The sequence below is a fragment of the Roseospira visakhapatnamensis genome (assembly GCF_014197915.1).
Classification (GTDB): domain Bacteria; phylum Pseudomonadota; class Alphaproteobacteria; order Rhodospirillales; family Rhodospirillaceae; genus Rhodospira; species Rhodospira visakhapatnamensis.
The window spans coordinates 15,419-40,745 of the sequence record NZ_JACIGK010000012.1; the positions used below are offsets into that span (position 1 = coordinate 15,419).

The 25,327-nt window shown below is 70.5% G+C and carries 16 protein-coding genes; 5 read left to right on the forward strand and 11 right to left on the reverse strand.

The genetic code is table 11. From position 1 onward, the window contains the following. Positions 1-52: 52 nt before the first annotated feature. Positions 53-1,075 (reverse strand): NAD(P)H-dependent glycerol-3-phosphate dehydrogenase, encoded by a 1,023-nt coding sequence (locus GGD89_RS09270; RefSeq protein ID WP_184044432.1) that lies wholly within the window; start codon positions 1,073-1,075, stop codon positions 53-55. A 140-nt stretch (positions 1,076-1,215) separates the two neighbouring features. Between GGD89_RS09270 and GGD89_RS09275 the strand changes: the two genes are divergently transcribed. After that, positions 1,216-1,839, forward strand: coding sequence for a hypothetical protein (locus GGD89_RS09275; protein WP_184044434.1), 624 nt, complete (start codon positions 1,216-1,218; stop codon positions 1,837-1,839). Between the two features lie 209 nt (positions 1,840-2,048). Then, the gene (locus GGD89_RS09280) at positions 2,049-2,894 is read left to right on the forward strand and encodes an AAA family ATPase (RefSeq protein WP_184044436.1); all 846 of its coding nucleotides are present in this window, start codon (positions 2,049-2,051) and stop codon (positions 2,892-2,894) included. A 24-nt stretch (positions 2,895-2,918) separates the two neighbouring features. Here GGD89_RS09280 and GGD89_RS09285 read toward each other — a convergent pair whose 3' ends face one another. Further along, positions 2,919-4,295, reverse strand: coding sequence for an MATE family efflux transporter (locus GGD89_RS09285; RefSeq protein ID WP_184044438.1), 1,377 nt, complete (start codon positions 4,293-4,295; stop codon positions 2,919-2,921). 200 nt (positions 4,296-4,495) lie between these two features. Between GGD89_RS09285 and GGD89_RS09290 the strand changes: the two genes are divergently transcribed. Continuing rightward, positions 4,496-5,131: a tetratricopeptide repeat protein gene (locus GGD89_RS09290; protein ID WP_184044441.1), complete on the forward strand. Its 636-nt coding sequence runs from the start codon at positions 4,496-4,498 to the stop codon at positions 5,129-5,131. A 68-nt stretch (positions 5,132-5,199) separates the two neighbouring features. Here the strand turns inward: GGD89_RS09290 and GGD89_RS09295 are convergent, their stop codons facing one another. The 4 genes from GGD89_RS09295 to GGD89_RS09310 all read right to left on the reverse strand — a co-directional run bounded on the left by GGD89_RS09295 (position 5,200) and on the right by GGD89_RS09310 (position 15,389). After that, a complete protein-coding gene (locus GGD89_RS09295; protein ID WP_184044443.1) occupies positions 5,200-6,033 on the reverse strand; it encodes an alpha/beta fold hydrolase in 834 nt (277 codons plus the stop codon). A 300-nt stretch (positions 6,034-6,333) separates the two neighbouring features. After that, entirely contained in the window at positions 6,334-9,111 is a 2,778-nt protein-coding gene (gene topA, locus GGD89_RS09300; RefSeq protein WP_184044445.1) for a type I DNA topoisomerase, read from the reverse strand. Between the two features lie 82 nt (positions 9,112-9,193). Further along, a complete protein-coding gene (dprA, locus tag GGD89_RS09305) occupies positions 9,194-10,336 on the reverse strand; it encodes a DNA-processing protein DprA (protein WP_184044447.1) in 1,143 nt (380 codons plus the stop codon). A gap of 118 nt (positions 10,337-10,454) precedes the next feature. Further along, positions 10,455-15,389: an NAD-glutamate dehydrogenase gene (locus tag GGD89_RS09310; protein WP_184044449.1), complete on the reverse strand. Its 4,935-nt coding sequence runs from the start codon at positions 15,387-15,389 to the stop codon at positions 10,455-10,457. Between the two features lie 264 nt (positions 15,390-15,653). Here GGD89_RS09310 and GGD89_RS09315 point away from each other — a divergent pair, with 264 nt between their 5' ends. Continuing rightward, a complete protein-coding gene (locus GGD89_RS09315; RefSeq protein ID WP_184044451.1) occupies positions 15,654-18,134 on the forward strand; it encodes an ATP-binding protein in 2,481 nt (826 codons plus the stop codon). Positions 18,135-18,235: 101 nt separating this feature from the next. Here GGD89_RS09315 and GGD89_RS09320 read toward each other — a convergent pair whose 3' ends face one another. The 4 genes from GGD89_RS09320 to GGD89_RS09335 all read right to left on the reverse strand — a co-directional run bounded on the left by GGD89_RS09320 (position 18,236) and on the right by GGD89_RS09335 (position 23,310). Beyond that, the gene (locus GGD89_RS09320) at positions 18,236-19,759 is read right to left on the reverse strand and encodes a DegQ family serine endoprotease (protein WP_343058574.1); all 1,524 of its coding nucleotides are present in this window, start codon (positions 19,757-19,759) and stop codon (positions 18,236-18,238) included. 331 nt (positions 19,760-20,090) lie between these two features. Then, on the reverse strand, positions 20,091-20,291 hold the full coding sequence (locus tag GGD89_RS09325) for a DUF2065 domain-containing protein (RefSeq protein ID WP_343058575.1): 201 nt from the start codon (positions 20,289-20,291) through the stop codon (positions 20,091-20,093). 48 nt (positions 20,292-20,339) lie between these two features. Continuing rightward, a complete protein-coding gene (locus GGD89_RS09330; protein ID WP_184044453.1) occupies positions 20,340-22,460 on the reverse strand; it encodes a sensor histidine kinase in 2,121 nt (706 codons plus the stop codon). 64 nt (positions 22,461-22,524) lie between these two features. Then, entirely contained in the window at positions 22,525-23,310 is a 786-nt protein-coding gene (locus GGD89_RS09335) for an ABC transporter substrate-binding protein (protein WP_184044455.1), read from the reverse strand. Positions 23,311-23,860: 550 nt separating this feature from the next. Here GGD89_RS09335 and GGD89_RS09340 point away from each other — a divergent pair. Beyond that, a complete protein-coding gene (locus GGD89_RS09340) occupies positions 23,861-24,433 on the forward strand; it encodes a hemerythrin domain-containing protein (RefSeq protein ID WP_184044457.1) in 573 nt (190 codons plus the stop codon). 140 nt (positions 24,434-24,573) lie between these two features. Here the strand turns inward: GGD89_RS09340 and GGD89_RS09345 are convergent, their stop codons facing one another. Continuing rightward, entirely contained in the window at positions 24,574-25,122 is a 549-nt protein-coding gene (locus tag GGD89_RS09345; RefSeq protein WP_184044459.1) for a NifU family protein, read from the reverse strand. Between the last annotated feature and the right edge of the window lie 205 nt (positions 25,123-25,327).

Here is a 25,327-nt window from a genome sequence, read left to right on the forward strand (position 1 = left end):
AGCAGGCCCCTCGGGGGTCGGCCAACCCCGGGTCGGGACCGATCGACCGGGGTCAGCCGAGGGGATGGGCGTCGGGCTCGGCGCGGAACGGCCGGGACAGCAGGCCGGCGATGGCGCGGTCCACCTCGGCCCGGCCGGAGAGCACTGCGTGCACGGCGCCGGCGATGGGCAGATCCACCCCCAGGCGCGCGCCCATCTCGACCAGGGCGGCGGCGGTATGCACGCCCTCGGCCACCGAGCGGCGCTCGCCCAGCACCGCGTCCAGGTCGCGCCCCTGGCCCAGCGCGGCGCCCAGCGAGTAGTTGCGCGACTGTAGCGAGGTGGCGGTCAACAACAGGTCGCCCAGCCCGGACAGGCCCATCAGCGTCTCGGGGCGCGCGCCCAGGGCCACGGCCAGCCGCGTCAGTTCGGCGAGACCCCGGGTGACCAGGGCGGCGCGGGCATTGTCGCCCAGGCCGCGGCCCTCGACGATGCCGCAGGCGATGGCCAGCACGTTCTTGATGGCGCCCCCCACCTGCACGCCGACGACGTCGTCGCTCCAGTAGGGACGGAAGGTGGCGGTGCCGAGCGCCCGGGCCAGGGCCTCGCCCAGGGTCCGGTCGGCGCAGGCCAGGGTGACCGCCGTGGGCAGGCCACGCGCCACCTCGGCGGCGAAGGTCGGGCCGGACAGCACCGCCAGCGGCGCGCCGGGCAGGGTCTCGGCGACCACCTGGCCCATGCTGGCGCCGCCCTCGGTCTCGAAGCCCTTGGCGCAGACGACCGCCGGCACGCCGGCCCGCCAGGTGGGCGCGAGCCGGCCGCAGACGCCGCGCAGCACTTGCGCCGGCGTGACCAGCAGCACCGCGTCGGCGTCGGCGGTCACGGCCTCCAGCGCGGTGGTGGCGGTGATGCCCTCGGGCAGGTCCACGCCCGGCAGGAAGTCAGGGTTGCGCCGCTCGCGGGCGATGGCCGCCGCCACGTCGGCTTCCCGTGCCCACAGGGTCACGCGGCGCCCGGCGCGGCGCGCGGTGGCGGCCAGCGCGGTGCCCCAGGCGCCGCCGCCGATCACGCCGATATGGTCGATGTCATGGGTCATGACGCGGTTATGGAGCGCGCGCCGGTTCGGGGCAAGCGCGGGGCCGCCGTTGCGCCCGAAAACGGGGTGGTGATACGATACCGAAACGGACGCTGTCCGGGAGTCTGGGGTCGTCGGTGACCGGGGAAGGAGACCGCGCCATGAGCATCTACAGCCAGGCCGAAATGGAAAGCCTGGGCGTGACCAACACCGGCTGGGGGGTGTGCGGCTTCACAAGCAGTTTCTACGCCATGTATGCCCAGAATCCGCAGGCGCGCCCGCAGATCATCAACGCCACCCAGGCCTATCGCGTCCTTGCGGAGATCAAGACCTATCTGCGCATGCTGCAGGCGGACAACAGCCCGTTGCTGGCCAAGATCCGGGACTTCACACGATCCTTCGGGCCGCCTTACGACACCTTCAAGATTGACGACTACATCAACAACATCAGCAAGGCGGCGGCGCAGAACCTGAGTGTCCAACAGATCGAGGGCGATTCGAAGTTCAGCATGGCGATGCCGCCCGAGGCCGTCGCCGACTACGTCACGCGAATGTGGGAGCGGCGCACCAGCATCACCGAAGGGTCGGGCGCCTTGACGGGCGGGCAGGGGATCATCGGCGTCAGCAAGTCAAAAGCCGGGACGAAGCTGCCCTACAAAGGGCTCAAGCACTACATGTACTACAAGAATGGGACGATCTATAGCTGGGGGCGGACATTTTCGTCCGTGGCGGACGCCATGGGACCCGGCGGGTGGAAAGTGGTCTATGTGATCGCCGTCCTGTAGCGCCGCCGCGTGTGGGCGTCGTCCAGGGTTCGGACGCCGGAGGGGCGAGCCACGCGGGTCCCGCGTTCAGGCCGACGGTCATGGTCAAGGACCGTTGGGTTCGGGGATCCGAGCGCTGGGGGCCTTGTCAGCCCCGTTGAACACAGGCGCGCGCGTCTATACCTTCACGGGTAGGACCATACGGCACCGGACAGGGAGACCCGCGCCTCATGAGTTTCACCGGCACCGCGACCTACGTCGCCACCGAGGATCTGGCGGTGGCGGTCAACGCCGCCGTCACCCTGCAACGTCCCTTGCTGGTCAAGGGCGAGCCCGGCACCGGCAAGACCGTGCTGGCGCAAGAGGTCGCCGATGCCCTCGGCCTGCCGCTGATCGCCTGGCACATCAAGTCGACCACCAAGGCTCAACACGGGCTGTATGAATACGATGCCGTCTCGCGGCTGCGGGATTCCCAGTTGGGCGACGCGCGGGTCCAGGACATCCGCAACTACATCAAGCGCGGCCGCATGTGGGATGCCTTCACCACCGGGGGCGGCGCGGTCCTGCTGATCGACGAGGTCGACAAGGCGGACATCGAGTTCCCCAACGACCTGTTGCTGGAACTGGACCGCATGGAGTTTCACGTCCACGAAACCGGGGAGACCGTGCGCGCGGCGACCCGCCCGGTGGTCATCATCACGTCCAACAACGAGAAGGAATTGCCGGACGCCTTCCTGCGCCGCTGCTTCTTCCACTACATCAAGTTCCCCGACCAGGACACCATGCGGCAGATCATCGACGTGCACTTTCCGGACATCAAGGCCGAGTTGGTGCGCGACGCCCTGGGCGTCTTCTACGAGGTGCGCGAGGCGCCGGGCCTGAAGAAGAAGCCCTCCACCAGCGAACTGCTGGACTGGATCAAGTTGCTGATGGCCGACGACGTCTCGGCCGAGGCGTTGCGCGCCCACGACGTCAAGTCGGTGCTGCCGCCGCTGCACGGGGCGCTGCTGAAGAACGAGCAGGACGTGCACCTGCTGCAACGCCTGGCCTTCCTGGCCAAGCGCGAACGGCGGTAGTGGTGGCGGTGGCGATGGCGGCGCCTAGACCTTCGGGTCCAGTGGCCGCCGCGCGATGAGGGCGAAGCGGGTGGCCATCGCCACCAGGGACACCACGCTGGCCAGGGCGATCGCCTGATAGACCCCGGCCAGTCCCTGACCGCCGGGGAAGGTCAGCAACGCCGCCGCCGGGATCAGGATCAGCCAGTAGCTGACGACGTGAAAGCTGGTGGGGACCCAGGTGTCGCCCCGGCCCCGGCAGGCGTGGTTCATCACCGACTGGCCGCCGTCGAACATCAGGGCCAGGGCCGCCCAGCCCATCATGGGCGCGGCGCCGGCGATCACCGTCGGGTCGGTGGTGAACACCCGGACCAGGGTCTCGGGCATGACCACGTAGAAGATGGCGGCCGATCCGGTGACCAGGGAGGCCAGCGCCAGCCCGATCCAGCCGGCCAGCCACAGGCCGCGCGCGTCGCCCCGTCCCCAGGCGTTGCCCACCCGCACCTGCGTCGCGGCGGCGATGCCGAAGGCGACCATGAAGGGCAGCAAGAGGAACTGGAACAGCACGCCGTGCATGGCCAGGGCCAGCGCCCCCAGCATTCCCACCAGCAGGGTGACGACACTGAACGCGCCGGCCTCCAGGCCAGAGGACAACCCGGCCGAGTAGCCCGTCCGTCGCAGGGGCGCGGCGGCGGCCCAGCCGCCGCCGGCCCGGCCGGCGAGTCCCAGGGCGACGCGGTCCTTCAGGCCGAACCGCACGTAAAGCCCCACCCCGGCGGCCAGCAGCGCGGCGTTCAGCACCGTGGCGATGGCGCAGCCGATGGCGCCCAGGGCCGGGATGGGGCCCCACCCGAACACGAACACGATGTTGAACGCCAGGTTGGACAGGTTGGCCAGCAGCACCGTCACCATGCCGACCGAGGGGCGCTGGATGGACTCCAGGAACGTGGCGCTGACCAGGAACAGGGCAATCGCCGGCAAGGCCAGCGCCAGGACCCCGGTCACGACGCCACTGCGCGCGGCGATCTCCGGACTCTGGCCGGTCCACAGGAGCATCGGCTCGGCGAACTGCAGCAGGACGCACAGGCCCGTCCCGACCAGCAGGCCGTATATCAGGCCCTGGCGCCAGATCGGTCCCAGGCTCGACAGGTCGCCGGCCCCGAAGGCTCTCGCGGTCAGCACCGGCACGCCCAGCAACAGGCCGGCCATGGTGGCGAACAGGCTTTCGTAGAGCGCCGTGGCCAGCACATAGTCGGCCAGCGCCTCGGCGCCGGCGCGCCCCAGGACGACCACGTCCATGGCGGCCAGCCCCATCATGCCGACCCGGGACATGACCACCGGCGTGGCAAGCTTCAGGGTGCGCAGCACGTGGCGACGCAGGGAGGCATCCGGCCCGTCGGGCCGGGGCGTGAGGTGGCGCATGAAGGGGGCCTCGCGGGATCGGTCGACCGCCGCCCGGTCGCCGAGGGATGGTGGCGGGCGGTCCAGGGCCGATGCTTCGGAAAAAGGGTGCTTGACTTGCGGATGGCGACGCGGACGCTATGGGGGCGTACCCGGTCTGGCAAGGGCAAAATATGGGGCCGGATGGATCCGGCGGGTGATGCGCGCGGCGGGAGGACCCGATGATGGGCATGGACAAGGAGGCGGATGACGGTGGCGCGGCGGCGGCCCGGACCGCGTTCGCCCATGCCCTGCATGCCTGGCGCGACGGCGACCTGCAGACCGCCGCCGCGCTGTGTCGCGACCTGAGCCGCGCCGACCCCTTGAACGCCGATGCCTGGACCCTGCTCGCCCGGGTGGCGCTGGCCTGGCGGCGCCCAAGGGAGGCCCTGGAGTTGTGCGGCCGCGCCCTGGTGGCCGATCCGGCCCACCCCGAGGCGCTGGTCGCCCTGGGCGCGGTGCTGGGGGCCATGGCGGCGCTGGACCCGGCCCTGATCGCCGCGCGCCGGGCCACGCATGCGCGGCCCGATGGCCCCGAGGGCTGGCACCAGCGGGCCGAGGTGGCGCGGCTGGCCGGCCTGGGTGACGAATCGGTGGCGGCGGCGCGGCGCGTGGTGGCGCTGCGGCCGGATGCCGTGACCGCCTGGAGCGGCCTGGGGACCGCGCTGGCCGAGCAGGGCGAGGTCATCGCCGCCGGCCATGCCCTGGCCCGCGCCTGCCGGCTGGCGCCCCGGGACCGGACCGCGCGGGCGCGCCTGCGGGCGCTCGTCGAGATGCGCCGGGCCCAGGGGGAGGTGGCTCCGGCGGCGGATCGATGATGCTCCGGCGGCGGATCGATGATGATGTCTGGCCGCCCCTTCGTGTCACCGCCCCACCGACACCCCGGTCAGCCCACCGCCGTGTCCAGGCCCATCACGAAGTCCGCCACGGCGGCGTTGAAGGCCGACGCTTCCTCATAGAACGGCATGTGGCCGCTCTGCTCGAAGACCACGGTTCGGGCGCCGGGGATCCGCTCGCCCACATAGGCGCTGCCCTGCCACGGGAACACCTTGGACTGACGGCCGACGCAGACCAGGGCGGGCAGGTCGATGCGTGGCAACAGGTCGCGCCAGTCCAGGTGCGTGTGGTCGGCCATGATCTCGGCGCGCACGGCGGGCGGGCACTTGTCGATTTCGCGCGCCAGGGTCTCGATTTCCGCGTCGGTGGCCTGGTAGACGTCGCCCAGGCAGCCGCGCACCAGCCCACGGGCCACCGCCGGCGCGTCGTATTCCAGGCGCGTGGACAGAATGGCCAGGGCCTCGGCATCATAGCAGCCAGGCTGCCCCCACCGCCACGTCTCGGAGTAGTACTGGCGGGGAGACTGATCGACGCTGACGTGTCCAGCGAGATGGGCCGTGCCGAACAGGTCCACGTAGCTCCAGGCGACGGCGGCCCCCATGGACCAGCCGAGCAGGACCACCCCCTCAAGCTCCAAAACGTCGATCAGCGCCTTCATGTCGGCGGCATAGCGGGCGATCCGGTGGCCCCAGGCCACGTCGGATGAGTCACCGTGGGCGCGCAGGTCGGGGGTGATGACCCGGCAGACACGGGCCAAGTCCTCGACGTTGCGATCGAAGAAACGGTGCGAACAGCCCCACCCGGGCATCATGATCAGCGGGCGGCCCTGGCCACGCTCCTGATAGAAAAGGTCGGCGCCATCGGCGGTACGCATGGTGGGCATGGAGGACTCCCGGACCGAGAACACGTCGTGTCGCACCCGACACCCACGCCCCGGGCCCGGAGGCTCCGCCTATCACACGGTTGGGATGCCTTGGGGGCGGACGCACGGCGCGCCGGCGCGGCGGTAAGCCCGGGATCGGACGCGCCAGACCCGGGGACACGGGGAACACTCTACCGTGGTGTATGCAAAGCCGCCGTGAAAAGTGTCATTGACACGGGATCTGAGTCGACAGGGGAGAGGCGCCGGAGGCTCGGGCCCGACGGCACGGATCGATCCGGCCGGTCACCGGCGTCACAGGTCCTACTTCCTGGCGGTGGTCTTCTCCTTGGGAACACCGGCCTTGGCGGATGTCCTGGTCGTGGTCCCCGCCTTGGATGCGGCCGACTTGGCGCCCGCCTTCTTTGGGGCCGCCTTGGCCGTCGCCGGCTTCTTGGCGGCCGGCTTCCTGGCCGGTTTCGCCTCGCCGTCACCGGCCGCCGCGCCGCCGGCCTTGGCGGCGTCCTTCTCGGCCTTCAGGCGGATCAACTCGATGGCGCGGTCCAGCGTCAGGGTGTCCAGGGCCTCGCGCTCGGCCTTGGGCACCGTGGCGCGGGCCTTTCCGTGCTCCACATAGGGGCCGAAGCGGCCGTCCTTGAGCATCACCGGCTTGCCGTCGGCGGGATGGTTGCCCAGGGCGCGCGACGCCATGCGGGTGCGGCTTCCGCCCTGCTGCGCCAGCAGGTCCACGGCCCGGTTCAGGCCGATGCTCAGCACCAGCAGCGGGTCGTCGTCCTTGGGCAGGGACTTGTAGGCGTCGCCGTGTTTCAGGTACGGGCCGAAGCGGCCGAGCCCGGCCTGGATCATCTGGCCGCTCTCGGGGTGCGCGCCCACCTCGCGGGGCAGGGCCAGCAGCCCCAGCGCCACGGTCAGGTCGACCCGGTCGGCGTCCAGCCCCTGGGGCAGAGAGGCGCGCGGCGGCTTCGGTCCCATCTTCGGCTTGCCGGTCTTGGTCTCGCCGACCTGCTCCTGCTCGCCCAACTGCACATAGAGGCCGTAGGGTCCCTTGCGCAGCGTCACCGGCTTGCCGCTGTCCGGATCGGTGCCCAGCACGCGCGGCCCGGCGGCCAGATCGTCGGCGCCGCCGTCGTCGTCCCCGGTGACCACCAGCTGCCGGGTGTAGCGGCATGCCGGGTAGTTGGAGCAGCCGACGAAGGCGCCGAACTTGCCCAGGCGCAGGCCCAGCCGGCCCTCGCCGCACTTGGGGCAGACGCGCGGATCCGGCGCCCCCTCCTCCTCGCTGGCGGGAAACAGGTGCGGCGCCAACTCGGCGTCCAGGGCGTCGAGCACGTCGGACACCCGCAGGCCCTGGATGCCGTCCACGGTCGCCTTGAAGTCGTCCCAGAACTCACGCAGCACCGCCAGATAACCGCGCTGGCCGGCCGAGATCTCGTCCAGTTTGTTTTCCAGGTCGGCGGTGAAGGAGTACTCGACGTAGCGGGCGAAGAAGCTCTCCAGGAACGCCGTGACGATCCGCCCCCGGTCCTCGGGCACGAAGCGGCGGCTGTCCAGGCGCACGTAGTTGCGGGCCTGAAGGACCGAGAGAATGCTGGCGTAGGTGGAGGGGCGGCCGATGCCCAGCTCCTCCATCTTCTTGACCAGGCTGGCCTCGGTGTAGCGCGGCGGCGGCTGGGTGAAGTGCTGCTCCACCGTCACGTCGCGGCGCTCGACCGCGTCGCCCTCGGTCAGCGGCGGCAGCAGGCGGTTGGCGTCGTCGCCCTCGGCGCCGTCGCCGGCCTCCGGCGTGTCGTCGCGATCCTCCAGGTAGAGCTTCAGGAAGCCGTCGAAGGTGATGACCGAGCCGGTGGCCCGCAGCACCGCCGAGCCGTCGGCGGCGGTCAGGTCCACGGCCACCTGGTCCAGTTCGGCGCTGGCCATCTGGCTGGCCATGGTGCGCTTCCAGACCAGGTCGTAGAGCGCCAGTTGCTCCTTGGTCACATACGGCGCCACCATCGCCGGGGTGCGGCCGGGATCGGTGGGGCGGATGGCCTCGTGCGCCTCCTGGGCGTTCTTGGCCTTGGTCTTGTAGACGCGCGGCTTGTCCGGCACGTAGCGGCCGCCGAAATCGCGGTCGATGGCGGCGCGGGTGGCGGCGACGGCCTCCGGGGCCATCTGTACGCCGTCGGTCCGCATGTAGGTGATCAGGCCGACGGTCTCGCCGCCCAGGGCCACGCCCTCGTACAGCTTCTGGGCGACGCCCATGGTGCGGCTGGCCGAGAAGTACAGCTTGCGCGAGGCTTCCTGTTGCAGGGTCGAGGTGGTGAACGGCGGCGCCGGGTTGCGCTTGGTGGTCTTGCGCTCGACCTTGCCCACCGAGAACGACGCGGCGCGCACCGCGGCCTCGGCGGCGCGGGCGGCGGCCGCGTCGGGCAGGCCGAACTTGTCCAGCTTCTTGCCCTGAAGATGGGTGAGGCGGGCCGAGAACGCCTGGCCGGCGGTGTTGGCCATCAGCGCCTTCAGCGTCCAGTATTCGCGGGCCGTGAACCGCTCGATCTCCGCCTCGCGGACGCAGATCAGGCGCAGCGCCACCGACTGCACGCGCCCGGCGGAGCGGCTGCCCGGCAGCTTGCGCCACAGCACCGGCGACAGCGTGAAGCCCACCAGGTAGTCCAGCGCCCGGCGCGCCAGATAGGCCTCGATCAACTCCTGGTCCAGCGCGCGGGGCGCGGCCATGGCGGTGGTCACGGCGTTGCGGGTGATGGCGTTGAAGGTGACCCGGTGCACGGGCTTGTCGCCCAGCGCCTTGCGGGCGAACAGCACGTCGCGCACGTGCCAGGAGATGGCCTCGCCCTCGCGGTCCGGGTCGGTGGCCAGGTACAGGGCGTCGGCCTTGCGCACCGCGTCGGCGATGGCCTTCACATGCTTCTCGGAGCGGGCGTCCACCTCCCAGCGCATGGCGAAGTCCTGGTCCGGATCGACGGCGCCGTCCTTGGCCACCAGGTCGCGCACATGGCCGAACGAGGCCAGGACCGTGAAGTCCTCGCCCAGGTACTTGTTGATGGTCTTGGCCTTGGCCGGGGACTCGACGACGACAACCCGCATGGCGTGAGACAGTTCCTTTTTTCCCGTCCGGCCTGATGTATCCGGCCCGATGTTCCGGCCCGACCTGTCCGTCCGGGCGTGCTCAGGGGCTCGCCAGCAGGGCCACGCGTCCACCGGAGAAACGCTCCAGGCGGCCGGCCAGATCCAGTTCCAGCAGCACGGTCGCCACGACGGCCACGGACAATTGGCACTCGCGGATGATTTCGTCAACCGTCACCGGGGTGGGACCCAGCGCCCGCAGCACGGTATCGCGCGCCTGGGCGAGGTCGGACTCCGACGGGGGCTCCGCCGTGCCGGCGCGGAAGGGATGGCTTTCCGGTTCGGCCAGGGGTGCCCGCAGGCGATCGTCCAGCACCCGCAGCACATCGTCGGCGGTTTCCGTCAGGACCGCGCCGTCGCGCAGCAGCCGGTTGGGGCCGGCCGCCCGCGAGTCGAGCGGCGAACCGGGGACCGCGAACACCTCGCGGCCCTGCTCGCCGGCCAGCCGGGCGGTGATCAGCGAGCCGGAGCGCGTCGCCCCTTCCACCACCACCACGCCCAGCGCCAGGCCGGAGATGATGCGGTTGCGGCGCGGGAAGTGGCGGGCCTGGGGCGTCTCGCCCAGGGGCATCTCCGACAGCACCAGGCCCTGGGCCACCAGGTCCTCGTAAAGGCTTTCGTTCTCCTGCGGATAGATGACGTCCACCCCGCCGGCCAGAACGGCGGCCGTGCCGTGCTCCAGGGCTCCCTCGTGGGCGGCGGTGTCGATCCCCCGGGCCATGCCCGAGACCACCAGCAGGTCGGCCCGCGCCAGCTCCCGGGCGAGGCGGTGGGCCATCTTGCGGCCGTTCAGGGAGGCGTTGCGCGCGCCCACGATGGACACCGTCGGGCGTGCCAGCAACGAGAGGTGTCCGCGCGCGAACAGGAACGGCGGGCTGTCGTCCACGGGCGCGAGGACGCGGGGATAGGCGGCCTCGCCATGGGCGATCACCTGCACACCGGCGCGGGCCAGGGCCGCCAGTTCGCGCTCGGCGGCGGCGCGCGAGCATACCCGCAACGCCTTTTGCCGGCCACCGCGCCGGGCCAGTTCGGGTACCGCCTCCAGGGCCGCCGCCGCCGTGCCGTACTGGCGCAGCAGCCGATGAAAGGTGACCGGTCCCACGTTCTCGCTGCGGATCAGGCGCAGCCGGTCGAGACGCTCGGCGTCGGTGAGGGACGGGGACGGCGGGGAAGACAAGGGCACCATGGTGAGGGTCGAGTCCAGGATTCGGAAACGCGCACCTTGCCCGTGAAACAACTAAAGCGCAAGTTGTTTCACGGACGGATCGGCGACCGACCCCCGTCCGGTCGCCGTTGATGTCCCCCTACAAGCCCGCCATGGCGCGGAACTGGCGGCTGGCGACGGTCAGCATGGCCAGATCCACACCCGAGGAGGCGCCCCGCAGTTCATTCAGCAACTGGGAGGCCCGCTCCACGGTGATCGGGTTGGTGTCCACCCAGGCGGCCAGGGCGGCGTCGGGGTCGTCCAGGTGTTCCCCGTGCTCGATCACCCTCAAGGTGATTTGGCGCTGGTGGCTGTACAACTCCTCGGCCACCGCCGACAACGCCAGCTTGTGCCAGTGACCGCCGCGATCCAGCCCGTCCGCCATGTGCCGCAGCCAGTCCAGGCCGAGGCGCGTGCCGATGGCGAAGTAGAGCCGGGCCACGATCTCCATGGGCAGGTCCTGGGCGGCGCCGATGCGCACGATGTCGCCGGCCGCGCCCATGACCATCAGGCAGGCGATCCCGGCGGCCAGGGGCTCGGGCACGCCGACCTCCACCCACTCGGCCATGCGCGCGCGGGCCGGGGCCAGGGTTTCCTCGGTGGCCAGTTCGTCCAGATTGGCCGACAGCAGTTGCACGCCGGGCGCCATCTCGGTGACCGTGGCCGACACGTCCAGGGGCCAGGTTCCGAGTCGCAGCATCCACTGGGTCTGCCGGCCGACCAGGCGGTTGACCTCCTGCAACAGGTCCAGTTGCACGCCGGCGGGAACGGTGCCGTCCAGGGTCTCGATGGACGACCAAAGGTCGCGCAGGCCATAGACCTCGCGGACCACCATGTAGGCCCGGGCGATGTCGGCGGCGCGCATGCCGGTCTTTTCCATCATCTCGGTGACGAAGGCGGCGCCGACGCGGTTGATCATGGAGTTGGCCACGTAGGTGGCGATGATCTCGCGGCGCAGCCGGTGGCGGCCGATCTGCTCGCGGAAGCGGGTCTGCACGGCGGTGGGGAAGTACTGCGCCATGGTGTTGCTCAGAACCGGCTCCTCCGTCAGGTCCGACTCCAGCACCTCGTCGAAGATCCAGAGCTTGCCGTAGGCTACCACCACCGCCAGTTCCGGCCGGGTCAGGCCGCGCCCGGCGGCGTTGCGCTCGGCGATCTCCTCGTCGTCGGGCAGGAACTCGACGGCCCGGTTCAGGCGGCCCATGCGCTCCAGCGACCGCATCAGCCGCGACTGGTGGTCCAGGACCTCCACAGAGTACCGTTCCAGCATCGAGATCGCCTGCGTCTGCAGGTAGTTGTCCCGCAACACCAGGGCCGCGACCTCGTCGGTCATCTCCCCCAGGATCTGGTTGCGCTGTTTTTCGGTCAGGTCGCCGGCCTCGACGATGTCGTCGAGCAGGATCTTGATGTTGACCTCATGGTCGGAGCAGTCCACGCCCGCCGAGTTATCCACTGCGTCGGTGTTGATGCGCCCGCCCCGGGCGGCGAACTCGATGCGCCCGCGCTGGGTGACGCCCAGGTTGGCGCCCTCGCCGACGACCCGGGCCCGCACCTCGCGGGCATCCACGCGCAAGGCGTCGTTGGCGCGGTCGCCCACCTGAGGATGGGTTTCGTGGCTGGCCTTGATGAAGGTGCCGATGCCGCCGAACCACAGCAGGTCCACCTCCAGGCGGAGCAGGGCGCGGATCACCTCGTCCGGGGTGAGTTCGTCCTGGCGGACGCCCAGCAGGGTCTTGATCTGCGGCGTCAGGGTGACCCGCTTGGCGCGGCGGCTGAACACCCGCCCGCCCTCGGACAGGGCCGCGGTGTCGTAGTCCGTCCAGGACGAACGCGGCAGGTCGAACAGCCGCTTGCGTTCGGTCCAACTGGTCTCCGGGTCGGGATCGGGATCGATGAAAATGTTTAGGTGGTTGAACGCGCCCACCATGCGGATGAAGCGTGACAACAGCATGCCGTTGCCGAACACGTCGCCGCCCATGTCGCCGACGCCGACGACGGTGAACGGCTGGGTCTGGGTGTTGTGCCCCATCTCGCGGAAGTGGCGCTTGACGGCCTCCCAGGCGCCGCGCGCGGTGATGCCCATGACCTTGTGGTCGTAGCCGTTCGACCCGCCCGAGGCGAAGGCGTCGCGCAGCCAGAAGCCGTACTCCGCCGAGACCGCGTTGGCGATGTCGGAGAACGCGGCGGTGCCCTTGTCGGCCGCCACCACCAGATAGGGGTCGTCGCCATCGCGGCGGCGCACGCGCGGCGGCGGCAGCACCTCGGTGCCCCGCAGGTTGTCGGTGATGTCCAGCAGCCCGCGCATGAAGGTCTGGTAGCAGGCGATGCCCTCGGCCTGCTGGGCCTCGCGGCCGGCATCCGGCGGCGGCGGGTGCTTGACCACGAAGCCGCCCTTGGAGCCCACGGGCACGATGACCGCGTTCTTGACCATCTGCGCCTTCATCAGCCCCAGCACCTCGGTGCGGAAGTCCTCGCGCCGGTCGGACCAGCGGATGCCGCCGCGCGCCACCTTGCCGCCGCGCAGGTGGATGGCCTCGACCCGGGGTGAGTAGACGAACACCTCCACCCAGGGGCGCGGCAGCGGCAGGCCCTTGACCGCGCCGCTGTCCAGCTTGAGCGACAGCCAGGGTTTCGGGCCGCCCCGGTCGTCCCGCTGGAAGTGGTTGGTGCGCAGCGTCGAGCGGATCAGGTTGAGGAAGCGGCGCAGGATGCGGTCCTCGTCCGGATTGGTGACCGCGTTCAGGTCCTCCTGGATGGCCGACTTGATGCGACCCTCGGCGGGGTTGGCGTCCGGATCGTGCGCGGGATCGTGGTCGGGGTCGAAGCGGGCCTCGAACAGCGAGATGAGCGCCGCCGTGATGCCCGGATGGCGGGCCAGGGCCTGTTCGATGTAGCTCTGGCTGAAGGTGAACGCCGCCTGCCGCAGGTAGCGGGCGTAGGCCCGCAGCACCGTGACCTGGCGCCAGTCCAGCCCGGCCTCGACGATCAGCCGGTTGAGGCCGTCGTTCTCCAGCGTGCCGGCCCAGATGTGGGCGTAGGCCTGCTGGAACGGGCCGCGCACCGTGCCCACGTCCACCACCGCGCCCGACGCGGAGGTCATCGTGAAATCGTGGATCCAGATGCGTCCGGTGGTCGCCCGGGGGCCGCCCTCGGCGCCTCCGGGCGGATCCTCACCAGGGTCCCCGTCGTCCAGGCGCGCGCGCAACTCGTAGGGCACCTCGCCGTGCACGTGGAAGCCCATGTTTTCCAGTACCGGCAGCACGTCCGACAGCGAGGCCCCCTTGCCGATCCGGTAGATCTTGAAGCGAACCTCGTTCTCCGGGGCCTCAAGGGGACGATAGAGACTGAGCGCGAAGCCGTCGCCGTGCACCGCGTCCTCAATGCGGGCGATGTCGGCGACCGCCGCCTGCGCCGAGTGGCGCTCGCGATAGCTGGCCGGGAAGGCCTCGCCATAACGGTGCAGCAACCGCGTGCCCTGCTGTTCGCCCTTCGCGGCGATCAGCACGTCGGCCAGGTGGTCGGTCCAGGAGCGGGTCGCGTCGGCCAGGCGGGTCTCGATCTCCTCCGGATCGTGCGGCGGCAGCGCGCCGGGCGTGGTGCGCAGGATCAGGTGCAGACGGGCGAGGCGCGAATCGTCCACCTGGGTGGAGTAGGTCTCCACCGTGCCGCCGAAGGCGGTCCCCAGGATGTGCTGGACCGCCAGGCGGAGCGTGGTGTCGTAGCGGTCGCGGGGGATGAACACCAGGCAGGAGACGAAGCGCTGGAACTCGTCCTGGCGCACGAACAGGGCGGTGCGCTGGCGTTCCTGAAGGTCCAGGATGCCCAGCACGGTTTCCAGCAGCTTGTCTTCGCGGGTCTGGAACAACTCGTCGCGCGGCAGGGTCTCCAGGATATGCTGAAGCCGCTTGCTGTCGTGCCCGTGCGGGTCGAAGCCGCTGCGGGCCATGGTGCGGGCGACGATGTGGCGCACCAGGGGGATCGAGTTGGCGCTGTTGGTGTAGACGTCGGCGGTGAACAGCCCGACCAGGAGGGTGATCCCGGCCAGGCGGCCGGCCGCGTCGAAGCGCTTGACGCCGACGGCATCCATGGGCACCGCGCGATGCACGCGGGCACGCATGGCGGTCTTGGTGATCATCAACGGTTTCGGGTCGCGCACGTGGTCCTGCACCTCGTCGGGCAGGGTCTCCAGGTCGCGGAGTTGGCCGAAGACCCGCACCGAGGGATCGCGCAGGATGCCCAGGCCCGGTTCCGGCTCGGCCCGCAGCCCGGTGTCGGTCTCGGCGAAGCTGTAGTCGCGCGACCCCAGGAACGTGAAGTGGTTCTCGCACAGCCATTCCAGGAAGCGCGCCATTTCGGTGGCGGTGTCCGGGTCCAGGCCCGTCTCGACGGTGCCGGCGGCGTGGCGTTCGGCCAGGGTCTCGCTCAGTCCCTCGGCGGTGGCCCGCGCCAGTTCGGCCATGGCCGGCCAGTCGTCGACGGCGGCGCGCACCTCGGTCAGGACCTCCTGGATGCAGGTCTCGATGGCGCGCAGAAGGTTTGCGTCGGTCTGCTGGCCGATCTCCACATGCATCACCGATTCCCGCAGCGCCTCGGGACGGCCGGGCGCCGCCACGTCCAGCAGCTGACCGTGGTCGTCCCGGAGCGTGCCGATCACCGGATGGATCACCAGGTGCACGGTCAGGCCCAGGTCGCCCAGGGCGGCGGTCACGGAGTCCACCAGGAAGGGCATGTCGTCGTTGACGATCTCGACCACCGTGCGATCGCTCTGGTAGCCGTGTTCCTCGAACCTCGGGTTGTAGACCCGCACCCGCGCGTGACGCGGCTTGCGGTGACGCAGGAAGGTCCAGGCGGCCAGGGCGGCGCCGTACAGCGTCTCGGGATCAAGCGGCGCGGCGTCGGCCGGCGGCACATGAGCGTAATAGGTGTCGACGAACGCGGTGACGGCGGGGATGTCGGTGGCGTCGAGACGGTCATGGATCATGCGGCGAACATGATCAAGCAGCTCCGCCTTGCGGGCGGCGACCTTCCTGGGCATCGTGTTTCCTCCCAAGGGCTCTTCGAGGCCCGCGCGCGGTGGTGTCACCCTGTCCGATGCAGGGTCGTCAACGGTAAAGGCGACCGGTGTCTCGCGGAATGGTCGCCCGTCCCGGTGGCGGCACGAGCCTAATATCGCACTTTCCGGATCAAGTTTCGAGCGTAGGGTGTGCAGAAGTGTATCGCGGTCACGGCTTCGTTGTCGTCACAAACCCTTCACGGTAGGCTGGTTCCATCGCAGAGTGGCCAGGTGACCATGGCGATCATGAAACGACACTCCCTGCGGACGATTTTCGTCTTGTCGGCGATTCTGGTCATTCTCGTCACCAGTGGGACGGCCGGCTATATCTCGCATGTGAATGCCACGGGGGCCGTGCGGGAGGTTTCCCGGTCGCTGCACCGGGAGGTATCCACGCGCATCGTGGACCATCTTCACGGATTCCTCTCGCTTCCACACCTGATCCTGGAGCAGAACGCGCGCCTCATCGCCTCGGGCAGCCTGCCGTCCACCGACCAGGGGGCGCTCCAGGCCTTTTTCCTGAGCCAGGCCGCCGTGCCGACCGAGATGACCAGCCTCTACTTCGGCAATACCGAAGGCGGCCTGGCCGGGGCCGGGCACGAGGGCCGGCGCGTTTCGTTCTACACCACCGGAACCCAGGGGTTCGTGGCCGGACCCTTCACGAAAACGGCGGTGGACCCGGCGGGAAACTCCCGTGGGGAGCTGGTCGCGCTGCCCGGGTATGATGCTCGCGAGCGGCCCTGGTACCGCGCGGCCCTGGCCCGCGATGGCGGCGCCTGGGGCGACATCTACCTGCTGTTCACGGGTCACGACCTGGCGCTGGCGCCCAGCCGCGCGGTGCGTGACGCCGACGGGCGCCTGCTGGGGGTGGTGGGGGCCGATATCTTCGTCTCGCACGTCGGACGGTTCCTGACCGATCTGCATGTCGATGTACCGGGGCTCACCTACATCATGGACCGCGCCGGCCTGCTGGTGGCGTCGTCCTCGGGCGAGGCGCCGTTCCGTGTGGATGCCCGGGATCGCCCGACGGATCGCCTGGCGGCCGCGGACAGTGCCCGCCCGCTGGTCGCCGAAAGCGCCCGGCTGATCCTGTCCGGCGCGCTGCCGACGTCCGATGTGGCCCGGGTTCCCCTGGCCGGCCAGCGGTATGCGATCGACGTCACGCCGTTCGAGGATGCGCGCGGCCTGTCCTGGCTGATCACCACCGTGGTGCCGGTGGCCCCCTATGAGGCCCCGCTCGCCGCGGCCAACCTGCGCACGGTGATGCTGATCACACTGGCGGTGGCGCTGATGGCGGGCCTGGCCGCCATCCTGATCCGGCGCGTCCTGGCGCCGCTGGCCGAGGTGGCGGCCTCGGCCGAGGCGGTGGGCCGGGGTGACCTGACGCGCACCCTGCCGGAGGGGCGTCGGAACGAGATCGGCGCCGTGGCGCGGGCCTTCAACGGCATGGTTACGCGCCTGCACGACGCACAGGCGCAGCAGGCCCGGCGGATCGCCGACCTTCGCGAGGCCGAGGCGCGCTTCCGCAACCTGTTCAACAGCGTCGAGGTGGCCATCTGTACCCAGGACTTCACGGATATGATGGCGCACCTGGGCCGTCTGCGGGCCGACGGCGTCCGCGACCTTCGTGCGCATCTGCGCGCGCACCCCGGGCTGATCTGGGACCTGGCCGCGCAGGTCCGGGTGGTGGCGTGCAACGCCGCGACCCGGCGCCTGTTCGGCTTCATGCCGGGTGAGGCGGATACCCCGTCCCTCGACACGTGCTTCACCGCCGAGACCATTGATGTCTTCGCCGACGAGGTGTGCGCCATCTGGGCGGGCGAGTCCCAGTTCCGGGGAGAAATGTCCGTGCGCACGGTCGATGGGCAGGACCGGATCATCCTGTTTTCCCTGCCCATTCCAGACACGCCGGAGGACGGTCGCGGCGTGCCGGTCAGCCTTGTGGACCTGACCGACCGCAAGCGGGCCGAGGAGGCGTTGCGGCGCAAGAACGCGGCGTTGCTCCGCTCCAATGCCGAACTGGAATCCTTCGCCCATGTGGCGGCCCACGATCTGCGCGAGCCTTTGCGCACCATGGCGTCCTACGCGACCTTGCTGCGCCGGCGCGTCACCGATCGCCTGACGGCGGAGGAGCGCGACTTCCTCGGCTACCTGCACGAGGGCGCGTTGCGCATGGACGCGCTCATTAGTGACCTGCTGGACTTCGCCCGTGTCGGCCGCAACCCCAAGCCCCTGGTGCCGGTGCCGCTGGCCGAGGTGGTGGAGGACGCGGTCGCGGACCTGCGGGCGAACATCGACCTGAGCGGCGCGGTTCTCGACGTCGCCGCCGACCTGCCGATGGTCCGGGGTGATGCCGAGGAGTTGGTGCGGGTGTTCACCAACCTGATCGGCAACGCCGTCAAGTACCGCCGGCCGGACCAGCCCCTGCGGGTGGAGATCGGCGCGGACCCCGGCCCGCAGGCGACCGGCGAGGCGGCGGGATCGCCGGCGCGATGGGAGGTGTTCGTGCGGGACAACGGAATCGGCCTGGCGCCCGGACACGGGTATGAAGATCGGATCTTCGGCCTGTTCCAGCGCCTGCACGCCCGCGATGCCCACGGGGGCGGCACCGGGATCGGCCTGTCCATCTGCAAGAAGGTGGTGGAGCATCACGGGGGCAGCATCTGGGCGGAGTCCCCGGGGGAGAACCAGGGGTGCACCATCCGCTTCACGCTCTTGGCGGCGTGAGGCGGCGCGAGACGGACGGGGCGCCACGCGAGACGGCCGCCTTCCGTCCGTCTCGCGCGCCCGTCGTCACGGCGCCCGCTCGGCGCCGTCGTGGTCATGGATCAGTCCAGTTTCAGGGCCAGGAACGACATGGTGCCATCGCGCTGCACCAGTAGCAGCACCGAACTGCGGTTGCCCTCGCGCGCCTGATCCAGGGCCGCGCGGACGTCGCTCGGCGTGGCCACCGGGGTCTGGTTGACCTCGACGATCACATGACCCGGCCGAATGCCCTTCTCGGCCGCGTCGCTGGCGGCGTCGACGTCGGTGATGACCACGCCCGGGGTGTCCTCGTCCAGGTCGAAGGTGGCCGCCAGATCGGGGGTGATCGCGCGCACGGTCAGCCCGACCATGGTCACGCCCGCCTCTCCGGGGTCCTGCGGGCTCGGCCGTGACGTCTCGGAGGCCAGCAGACCGGACTCCTCGGCCGCTTCCAGTTCGCCCAGTTCGACGGCGACGTCGGTCACCGCGCCGTCGCGCCACAGTTCGATGGACACGCCCGAGCCGACCTCGGTTTCCGCCACGATGCGCGGCAACTGGCGCATTTCCTCGATGTCGCGCCCGTTGAAGGTGAGGACCACGTCGCCGGCCCGCACGCCGGCGGTCTCGGCGGGGCCGCCCGGGGTGACCGAGGCCACCAGCGCGCCACGCGCCTCGTCAAGGCCCAGGCTCTCGGCGATTTCCGGGGTCACGGTCTGGATGCGGACCCCCAGCCAGCCGCGCCGGGTGCGGCCATAGTCCTTGAGGTCGTTGACCACCTGCTTGGCGAGGTTGGCGGGTACCGCGAAGCCGATGCCGACGCTGCCGCCGGAGGGACTGAAGATGGCGGTGTTGACGCCGATCACCTCGCCGTCGAGGTTGAACAGCGGGCCGCCGGAATTGCCACGGTTGATGGCCGCGTCGGTCTGGATGAAGTTGTCATAGGGTCCCGCGTTGATGTTGCGGGCGCGGGCGGAGATGATGCCGGCGGTCACCGTGCCCCCCAGGCCGAAGGGATTGCCGATGGCCATCACCCAGTCGCCCACGCGCGATGCATCGGAATCGCCCCAGCCCACGGCCGGCAGGGCGCCGCTCGGCTCCACCTTCAGCAGGGCGATGTCCGTCTTCGGGTCGCGGCCGACGATCTCGGCGGTCAGGGTGCGGTCGTCGCTGAGGGTGACGGTCACCTCGTCGGCGTCGGCGATCACATGCGTGTTGGTGACGATGTAGCCCTCGGCGTCGATGATGAAGCCGGAGCCCAGCGACGTCGCCCGGCGCGGCCCGCTGTCGGGGCGGCCGTGGCGCTCGAAGAACTCGTCGAAGAACTCGCGGAACGGCGAGCCTTCGGGGAAGTCGGGAATGGTCGGGCCGCGATTGATGCTGACCGTCTGCGTGGTGGAGATGTTGACCACCGCCGGCAGCAACCGTTCGGCCATGTCGGCGAAGCCGTCCGGCGCCGGCCGCGCCTGGGTCTGCGAGGCGGCCAGCGCCATCAGGATCTGGGCGACGACGAGGACCGAGCCCAGAACCCAGAGACGCTGGCGGCGGAGCGGTGCCTCCTGGCGGGCGACGGCACGGGCGACCGTTGGAGACTCAAGACGACGAGACACGTGGCATCCTCCCGGGATCAGAAACGGGGTGGGCTGGCGGCGGCGGTGGCGCGGAGCGGTGCGCGAGTCGCCCGTGGCCTCAAGGCCCCGGAGCGGGGCGGCGCGACCTCGCTTCCGAGATCTAGGCGGCGAGTCCCCCGGGATCAAGCAAGCATCACGCCGGCCACACCACGACGGCGGCGGGTGGTTCCGGGGACGGAAGCCCCAAGGGGTCGTCCCGGCGCCACCCACCGACCCCTCACCTGACCCGACAATTACGGCAACATCGGGGATCACGCCGGCTCGCCGGGTTGCGCGGCACCCATGGAGTCGAGGGGGATCGTCGCGGCGGCTACAGCCGCGCCAGCGCCACCACCACGACACCCAGCGCCATGGCCACCACGCCGCCGATGCGCAGCACGTGGTCGGGCATCTCCAGGGCCTGGCGGATCATCTCCCGCATGGGTCCCAGCGCCACGGCATAGAGCAGGCCCTCGATGACCAGCACGAGACCGAGGGCGGTGAACACATCCTGGATCGGAAACAGAGGCACGGCGAGGCTCTTCCTGTGGGGCGATGGGCCGGGACCCGAGGCCGGCGGTCACCCCGTCTCCAGGCGCGGCAGGCAGCGGTCCGCCGGGAAAACCAGCGTGAAGGTGGATCCTCTTTCCGGGACGCTGTCCACCGTCACGGTCCCACCATGAAGATCCATCATCGACTTGACCAGGGCCAGGCCGAGGCCGCTGCCCTCGATATGGCGGGTTTCGGTGTTGATGGCGCGTTTGTAGGCCTCGAAAATGCGCCGCTGGGCGTTGGGTGGGATGCCGATGCCGGTATCGCGGACGGCGACGCTCATGCCGCCCCGGTCGTCGCGCCGGCAGAAGACGGTGATCGTGCCGCCGGTCGGCGTGAACTTGATGGCGTTGGACAGCAGGTTGAACAACATCTGCCGAAACACCCTGGCGTCGACCAGCACCATGGGATGGGCGATCGGCCGGTCGAGGATGAGGGTCAGGCCGTGGTTGTTGAGCCGTTCGCTCACCAGGCGGCAGCAGGCGCCGATCTCCTCGTTGATGTCCAGCGGCGCCGGGTCGAGCTCGAACTGTCCGGCGTCGATCTTCGCCAGGTCGAGCAGGTCGTTGATGATGTCGCGCAGGTGGGTGCCGCTGCTATGGATGTCCGTTGCGTAGTCGCGGTACTGGGGCGAGCCCACGGGGCCGAAGACCTGGTCGCGCAGGATTTCCGAAAAGCCGAGGATGGCGTTCAGCGGTGTCCGCAGTTCATGGCTCATGGAGGCCAGGAACTCGGTCTTGGCGCGATTGGCCAGTTCGGCGCGTTGCAGGGCGTCCGACAAGGCGCGTTCGGCGGCGATGCGATCGGTGATGTCGTTGAGGGTCAGGATGGTGGCGCCGTGACACAGCGGCGCCTCGCGATAGACGACCGACCGCGCCTCGCCGGACTGGCAGGCGAGGCGCCAGACATCGCGTCCCAGGTCGTGGGCGCGCCCGTCCGTCTCGATCTCCTCGGCCGCCGGGTCCGGGGCCGCGTCGGGGGACAGGAAGTCCGATGCCGGGCGACCGACCACCGCCGCCATGGTGTGCCCCGTGACCTCCAGGAAGGCCGGATTGGCCGCGATGATGCGCGTGTCGGGGTCGGTGATCAGCATCGCCTCGGAGGAGTGCGCGAACACGGCCTGGGTGAGGCCGACCAGCCGCAGGCGGTTTTCCAGACGGCCCCTGCGGATCGTCTCGCGCAGCAGCAGCGCGCCGCCACCCAGAAGGCCCAGCAGCGACACCGCCCCCCAGAACAGCATGGTGCTGTCGTCCCGCAGCCACGCAGCGATGCCGTCGCGCCGGGACACGGCGACGACCACGGCCAGCGGGTAGCGCGCCGACAGCCGGAACGCGGCGGTGCCGTGGGGGCCGGTCCCGTCCTGTCCGGGGAGCGGCAGCACCCCTGACTCCACCCCCGCGTCGACAAGGGGCAACAGCGCCAGGGCGCGGTCGCGCAGCACCGATGTGGCCGGGTCCTCCATCTTGAGGATGGGGGCGCCGTCCAGGCGCGTCAGCCACACCGCGCCGGCGGGTCCCAGCCGGCCATGGTCCAGCATGAGGCGCAGGTTGGCCGGATTGAGCGCGCCGATCACCCATCGGTTCGGCCCGGCGTTCACCGCCACCGGCAGGGTGGTTCGGGGCGAGAGGTCGTCGGGTCCGTCCCGCGTCGGCAGGTAGCGGCCCGGGATCTCCGTTCCCAGCAGCAATCCCCGGTGCAGGGTGGCGCCATCCGGAGAGATGGTCCCGTCCGCCCCGGGTTGGGACCACCCCGTCCCCAGCCCGAGCCCCAGGCGATCCAGGTCGATGTGGCGGTCCGACGGCGGACCCGTGCTGTCCACGATCACCCGGCCCTCGGCATCGACCACCACCAGTTGGCGCATGTAGGGCGTGAACCGCAGGGTCTGGTCGACCACGATGGGCAGGGTGTTCGATGGCTCGCGGTCGGGCGGGCCGGCGGCCTGACGCGTCGCCGAGGCCACGGCCAGCAGGGTGGTTTCCGCCGATTCGAGGGTCCGGGTGACGGTGTCCTCCACTAGGCCGGACGCCAGTCGGGCGGCGCTGGTGTGCTGGGTGAGGGCGGAGCGCAAGGTTGCATAGACCGCCAGCATGAACAGCAGCGCCACCGCCAGGCCCAGCACGCCGGCCAGCCAGTGCAGCCGCTGGATCATGCCCCGGCGGGGCATCGGGGCGGCGGGGGGCTTGTCTGCCGGTTGTCCTTGCGCCATCGCCGCCCTATTCGGCCAGGATCGGCAGCAGGCCGTGGCGCTCGGCGGCCCTGCGCAGGCGCCCATCGGCCTTGGCCGCGCGGACGAAGGCGTTCACCCGCGCCAGCCATGCCGGCTCGTTCCTGGGCACCGCGTAGGCATAGGGCGTGGGGGCGACCGGCTCCGGCGGCGCCAGCAGGCGCGCCCAGTCCGTCAGCGCGGCCATGCGCCAGCCATAGGGATAGTCGGTCATGAACACGTCGGCGCGGCCGCTCAGCACCGCCTGCTCGCGCTCCTTAAAGGCGTCCACCACCAGCAGCTCCGCGTTTCGCAGGCGGGCCCGCATCTCCGGCTCCATGAAGGTGCCCTTGTGCACCGCGACCACATGGCCGGGCTGGTCGATATCCCCCCAGCGCGTCACGGTGGGATGCGTCACCGGCGTCACGGCGTAAATCCCGCTGACCAGATGGGGGTCGCTGAAGTCCATGTGCCGGGCGCGATCCGCGCGGACGCCGACGCCGTGCATGGCGATGTCGCAGGCACCGGTGGTGATGTCCGTCACCAGATCGGCGAAGGAACTGTCCACGAAGGTCAGGTCCACGCCCAGGTCGTCGGCGAACGCCTGGGCCATGTCGATGTCGATGCCGTCGAGGGTCCTGGTGCGGGGATTGCGGTAGGTGATGGCGTAATAGTCCGGCCAGATGCAGACCCGGAGCGTGCCCCGCGCCTCGATCCGGGCCAGGCGGTCGTCATTGTCGTCGGCATGGGCCGGGGGGGAGGCCAGGGGGGCCGCCAGGCCGCATAGGGCGGCCATCAGCGCGGCCAGCGCGATGCGTCGGAGGGGCCCGCCGCTCGCCGTGCTCTCGCAGGGTTCGGGCGCCGCCCGCCGCCGGTGTCGCGATGCGACCGGCGCGCGGGGCAGGCTGTCAAGACACGACGCCACAGTGGATCCCCATGCTGCTCGGTTTCAAAACGACGTCGGCGGTCCATGACGTGGGATCGCCGGCGTCCACGGCCGCCCGGAGGATGAGTATTCCCCATCAGACCCCGATAGGGGAGACAGAATATATCTAAACTGCGGTCCTGCCCAGGCGAAGGACGGCCGCGCCATGTGTACGAAGACGGTCATGGGGCCGCGCGGCATGCCGGGGGTGTGCCCGCGTGCCGCCGTGTCCGGCGGGACCCCGCCCGCCCGGCCGAGGGGGCGTGCTTTGGCTTTGCCGCCCCCCGGGCGGCTGCGTATACTTCGGTCGCGACCCGAGAGCCCCGACCGGTCAGGGGCGCGTCGGCCGGATGCCCGGGACGCCAGCGCCCGGGGGGCGGGTCGGCACACAACCACGCCGGTGCCAGGGTGGACCAGGGCCATGATGGACTCGCTGATCGTTATCAAGAGGGAGCACCGCAACCTCTATCGGGTCGTCCACCTCCTGGACGCGCTGGTGCGGGGGCATGCGCGCGGCGAACCTCTCGACCTGGAGTTGATGACCCAGATCTTCGAGTACATCGAAACCTTCGTGGACCGCTTCCACCACCCCAAGGAGGACCGCTACCTGTTCGCCCGGCTGCGCCAGCGCAATCCCATGGCCATCGCCATCCTGGACGAACTGGAGGATGAACACCGCAGCCTGCCCAACGCCCTGGCGCGGATGCGGGTCACCCTGGACGAGGTCAAGGCGGAACAGGCGGGCGCCGAGGCGCGCCTCGCCGATCAGGTCGCGACCTACCTGAAGGTGCAGACCAAGCACCTGCAAAAAGAGGAGGGGGTTGTTCTGCCGATGGCCCAGAACAGCCTCACCGAGGAGGACTGGGCGGAGATCGACGCCGCCTTCGCCGACAATCAGGACCCGCTGTTCGGCCAGGAGGCCCGCAAGGAGGCCCGCACCCTGTTCCATGCGGTGGTCAACGCCGCACCGGCGCCCTACGGCCTGGGGCACTGAGGCACCCAGGTCGACGGCTTTTGGCCGAGTGGGTCGGGCCGAGTGGGTCGGGCCGGGGCGGTCCGATGCGCGTCCCGCTCCCGCCCTGACCGCGCCCCCGTGGCGCCGGCGGGTCGGGCGCGTATGGCCGTCAACAGGTCCTACATCACGGCTTCGACGCCCTGCACTTCGGGCACGTAATAGCGCAGCATGTTCTCGATGCCGTGCTTGAGGGTGGCGGTGGAACTGGGGCAGCCCGAGCAGGCGCCGCGCATGTGCAGGTAGACCACGCCGTCCTGGAAGTCGTGGAAGATGATGTCGCCGCCGTCCTGGGCCACGGCCGGGCGCACCCGCGTGTCCAGCAGCTCGCGGATCTGGCGGACCACGGCGTCCTCGCCATCGGTCGCGCCGGCGTCGTCGGCGCCGCCCACCAGGATCGGCTCGCCGGCGGTGTAGTGGTCCATGATGGCGCCCAGCACCCTCGGCTTGAGCACGCTCCACTCGGTGTCGTCGGCCTTGCTGACGGTGATGAAGTCGCCTCCCAGGAACACCGCCGACACCCCCGGAATGCGGAACAGGCGCGAGGCCATCGGCGACGGCCCGGCCTGATCGGGGGCGTCGAACTGAGCCGTGCCCTGGCCCAGGACGGGCTCACCGGGCAGGAACTTGAGGCTGGCCGGGTTGGGGGTCGGCTCGGTCTGGATGAACATCGGATGGCTCCTGGGTGGCCGCGCCGGCGCCACGTGTCCGCGCGCCGGTCGCGAAGACAGACGGAAAGGCGGCGCCGCGCGAGTCGTCCCGTGACGGCGGTCGCGCGCGCCTGACCGGAACATGGTCGAGCCTGGCCCGGTAATCAAGACTAAATTGGTCGGGTATGATTCATGACCCGGGAACCGGGCGAGGCGCTGGCTGGGG

What these genes read in the sequence shown, in the direction of transcription:
- GGD89_RS09270 (WP_184044432.1), bottom strand. Translation starts at nt 1,075, where the DNA reads ATGACCCATGACATCGACCATATCGGCGTGATCGGCGGCGGCGCCTGG.
- GGD89_RS09275 (WP_184044434.1), top strand. Translation starts at nt 1,216, where the DNA reads ATGAGCATCTACAGCCAGGCCGAAATGGAAAGCCTGGGCGTGACCAAC.
- GGD89_RS09280 (WP_184044436.1), top strand. Translation starts at nt 2,049, where the DNA reads ATGAGTTTCACCGGCACCGCGACCTACGTCGCCACCGAGGATCTGGCG.
- GGD89_RS09285 (WP_184044438.1), bottom strand. Translation starts at nt 4,295, where the DNA reads ATGCGCCACCTCACGCCCCGGCCCGACGGGCCGGATGCCTCCCTGCGT.
- GGD89_RS09290 (WP_184044441.1), top strand. Translation starts at nt 4,496, where the DNA reads ATGATGGGCATGGACAAGGAGGCGGATGACGGTGGCGCGGCGGCGGCC.
- GGD89_RS09295 (WP_184044443.1), bottom strand. Translation starts at nt 6,033, where the DNA reads ATGCCCACCATGCGTACCGCCGATGGCGCCGACCTTTTCTATCAGGAG.
- topA (WP_184044445.1), bottom strand. Translation starts at nt 9,111, where the DNA reads ATGCGGGTTGTCGTCGTCGAGTCCCCGGCCAAGGCCAAGACCATCAAC.
- dprA (WP_184044447.1), bottom strand. Translation starts at nt 10,336, where the DNA reads ATGGTGCCCTTGTCTTCCCCGCCGTCCCCGTCCCTCACCGACGCCGAG.
- GGD89_RS09310 (WP_184044449.1), bottom strand. Translation starts at nt 15,389, where the DNA reads ATGCCCAGGAAGGTCGCCGCCCGCAAGGCGGAGCTGCTTGATCATGTT.
- GGD89_RS09315 (WP_184044451.1), top strand. Translation starts at nt 15,654, where the DNA reads ATGAAACGACACTCCCTGCGGACGATTTTCGTCTTGTCGGCGATTCTG.
- GGD89_RS09330 (WP_184044453.1), bottom strand. Translation starts at nt 22,460, where the DNA reads ATGATCCAGCGGCTGCACTGGCTGGCCGGCGTGCTGGGCCTGGCGGTG.
- GGD89_RS09335 (WP_184044455.1), bottom strand. Translation starts at nt 23,310, where the DNA reads ATGGCCGCCCTATGCGGCCTGGCGGCCCCCCTGGCCTCCCCCCCGGCC.
- GGD89_RS09340 (WP_184044457.1), top strand. Translation starts at nt 23,861, where the DNA reads ATGATGGACTCGCTGATCGTTATCAAGAGGGAGCACCGCAACCTCTAT.
- GGD89_RS09345 (WP_184044459.1), bottom strand. Translation starts at nt 25,122, where the DNA reads ATGTTCATCCAGACCGAGCCGACCCCCAACCCGGCCAGCCTCAAGTTC.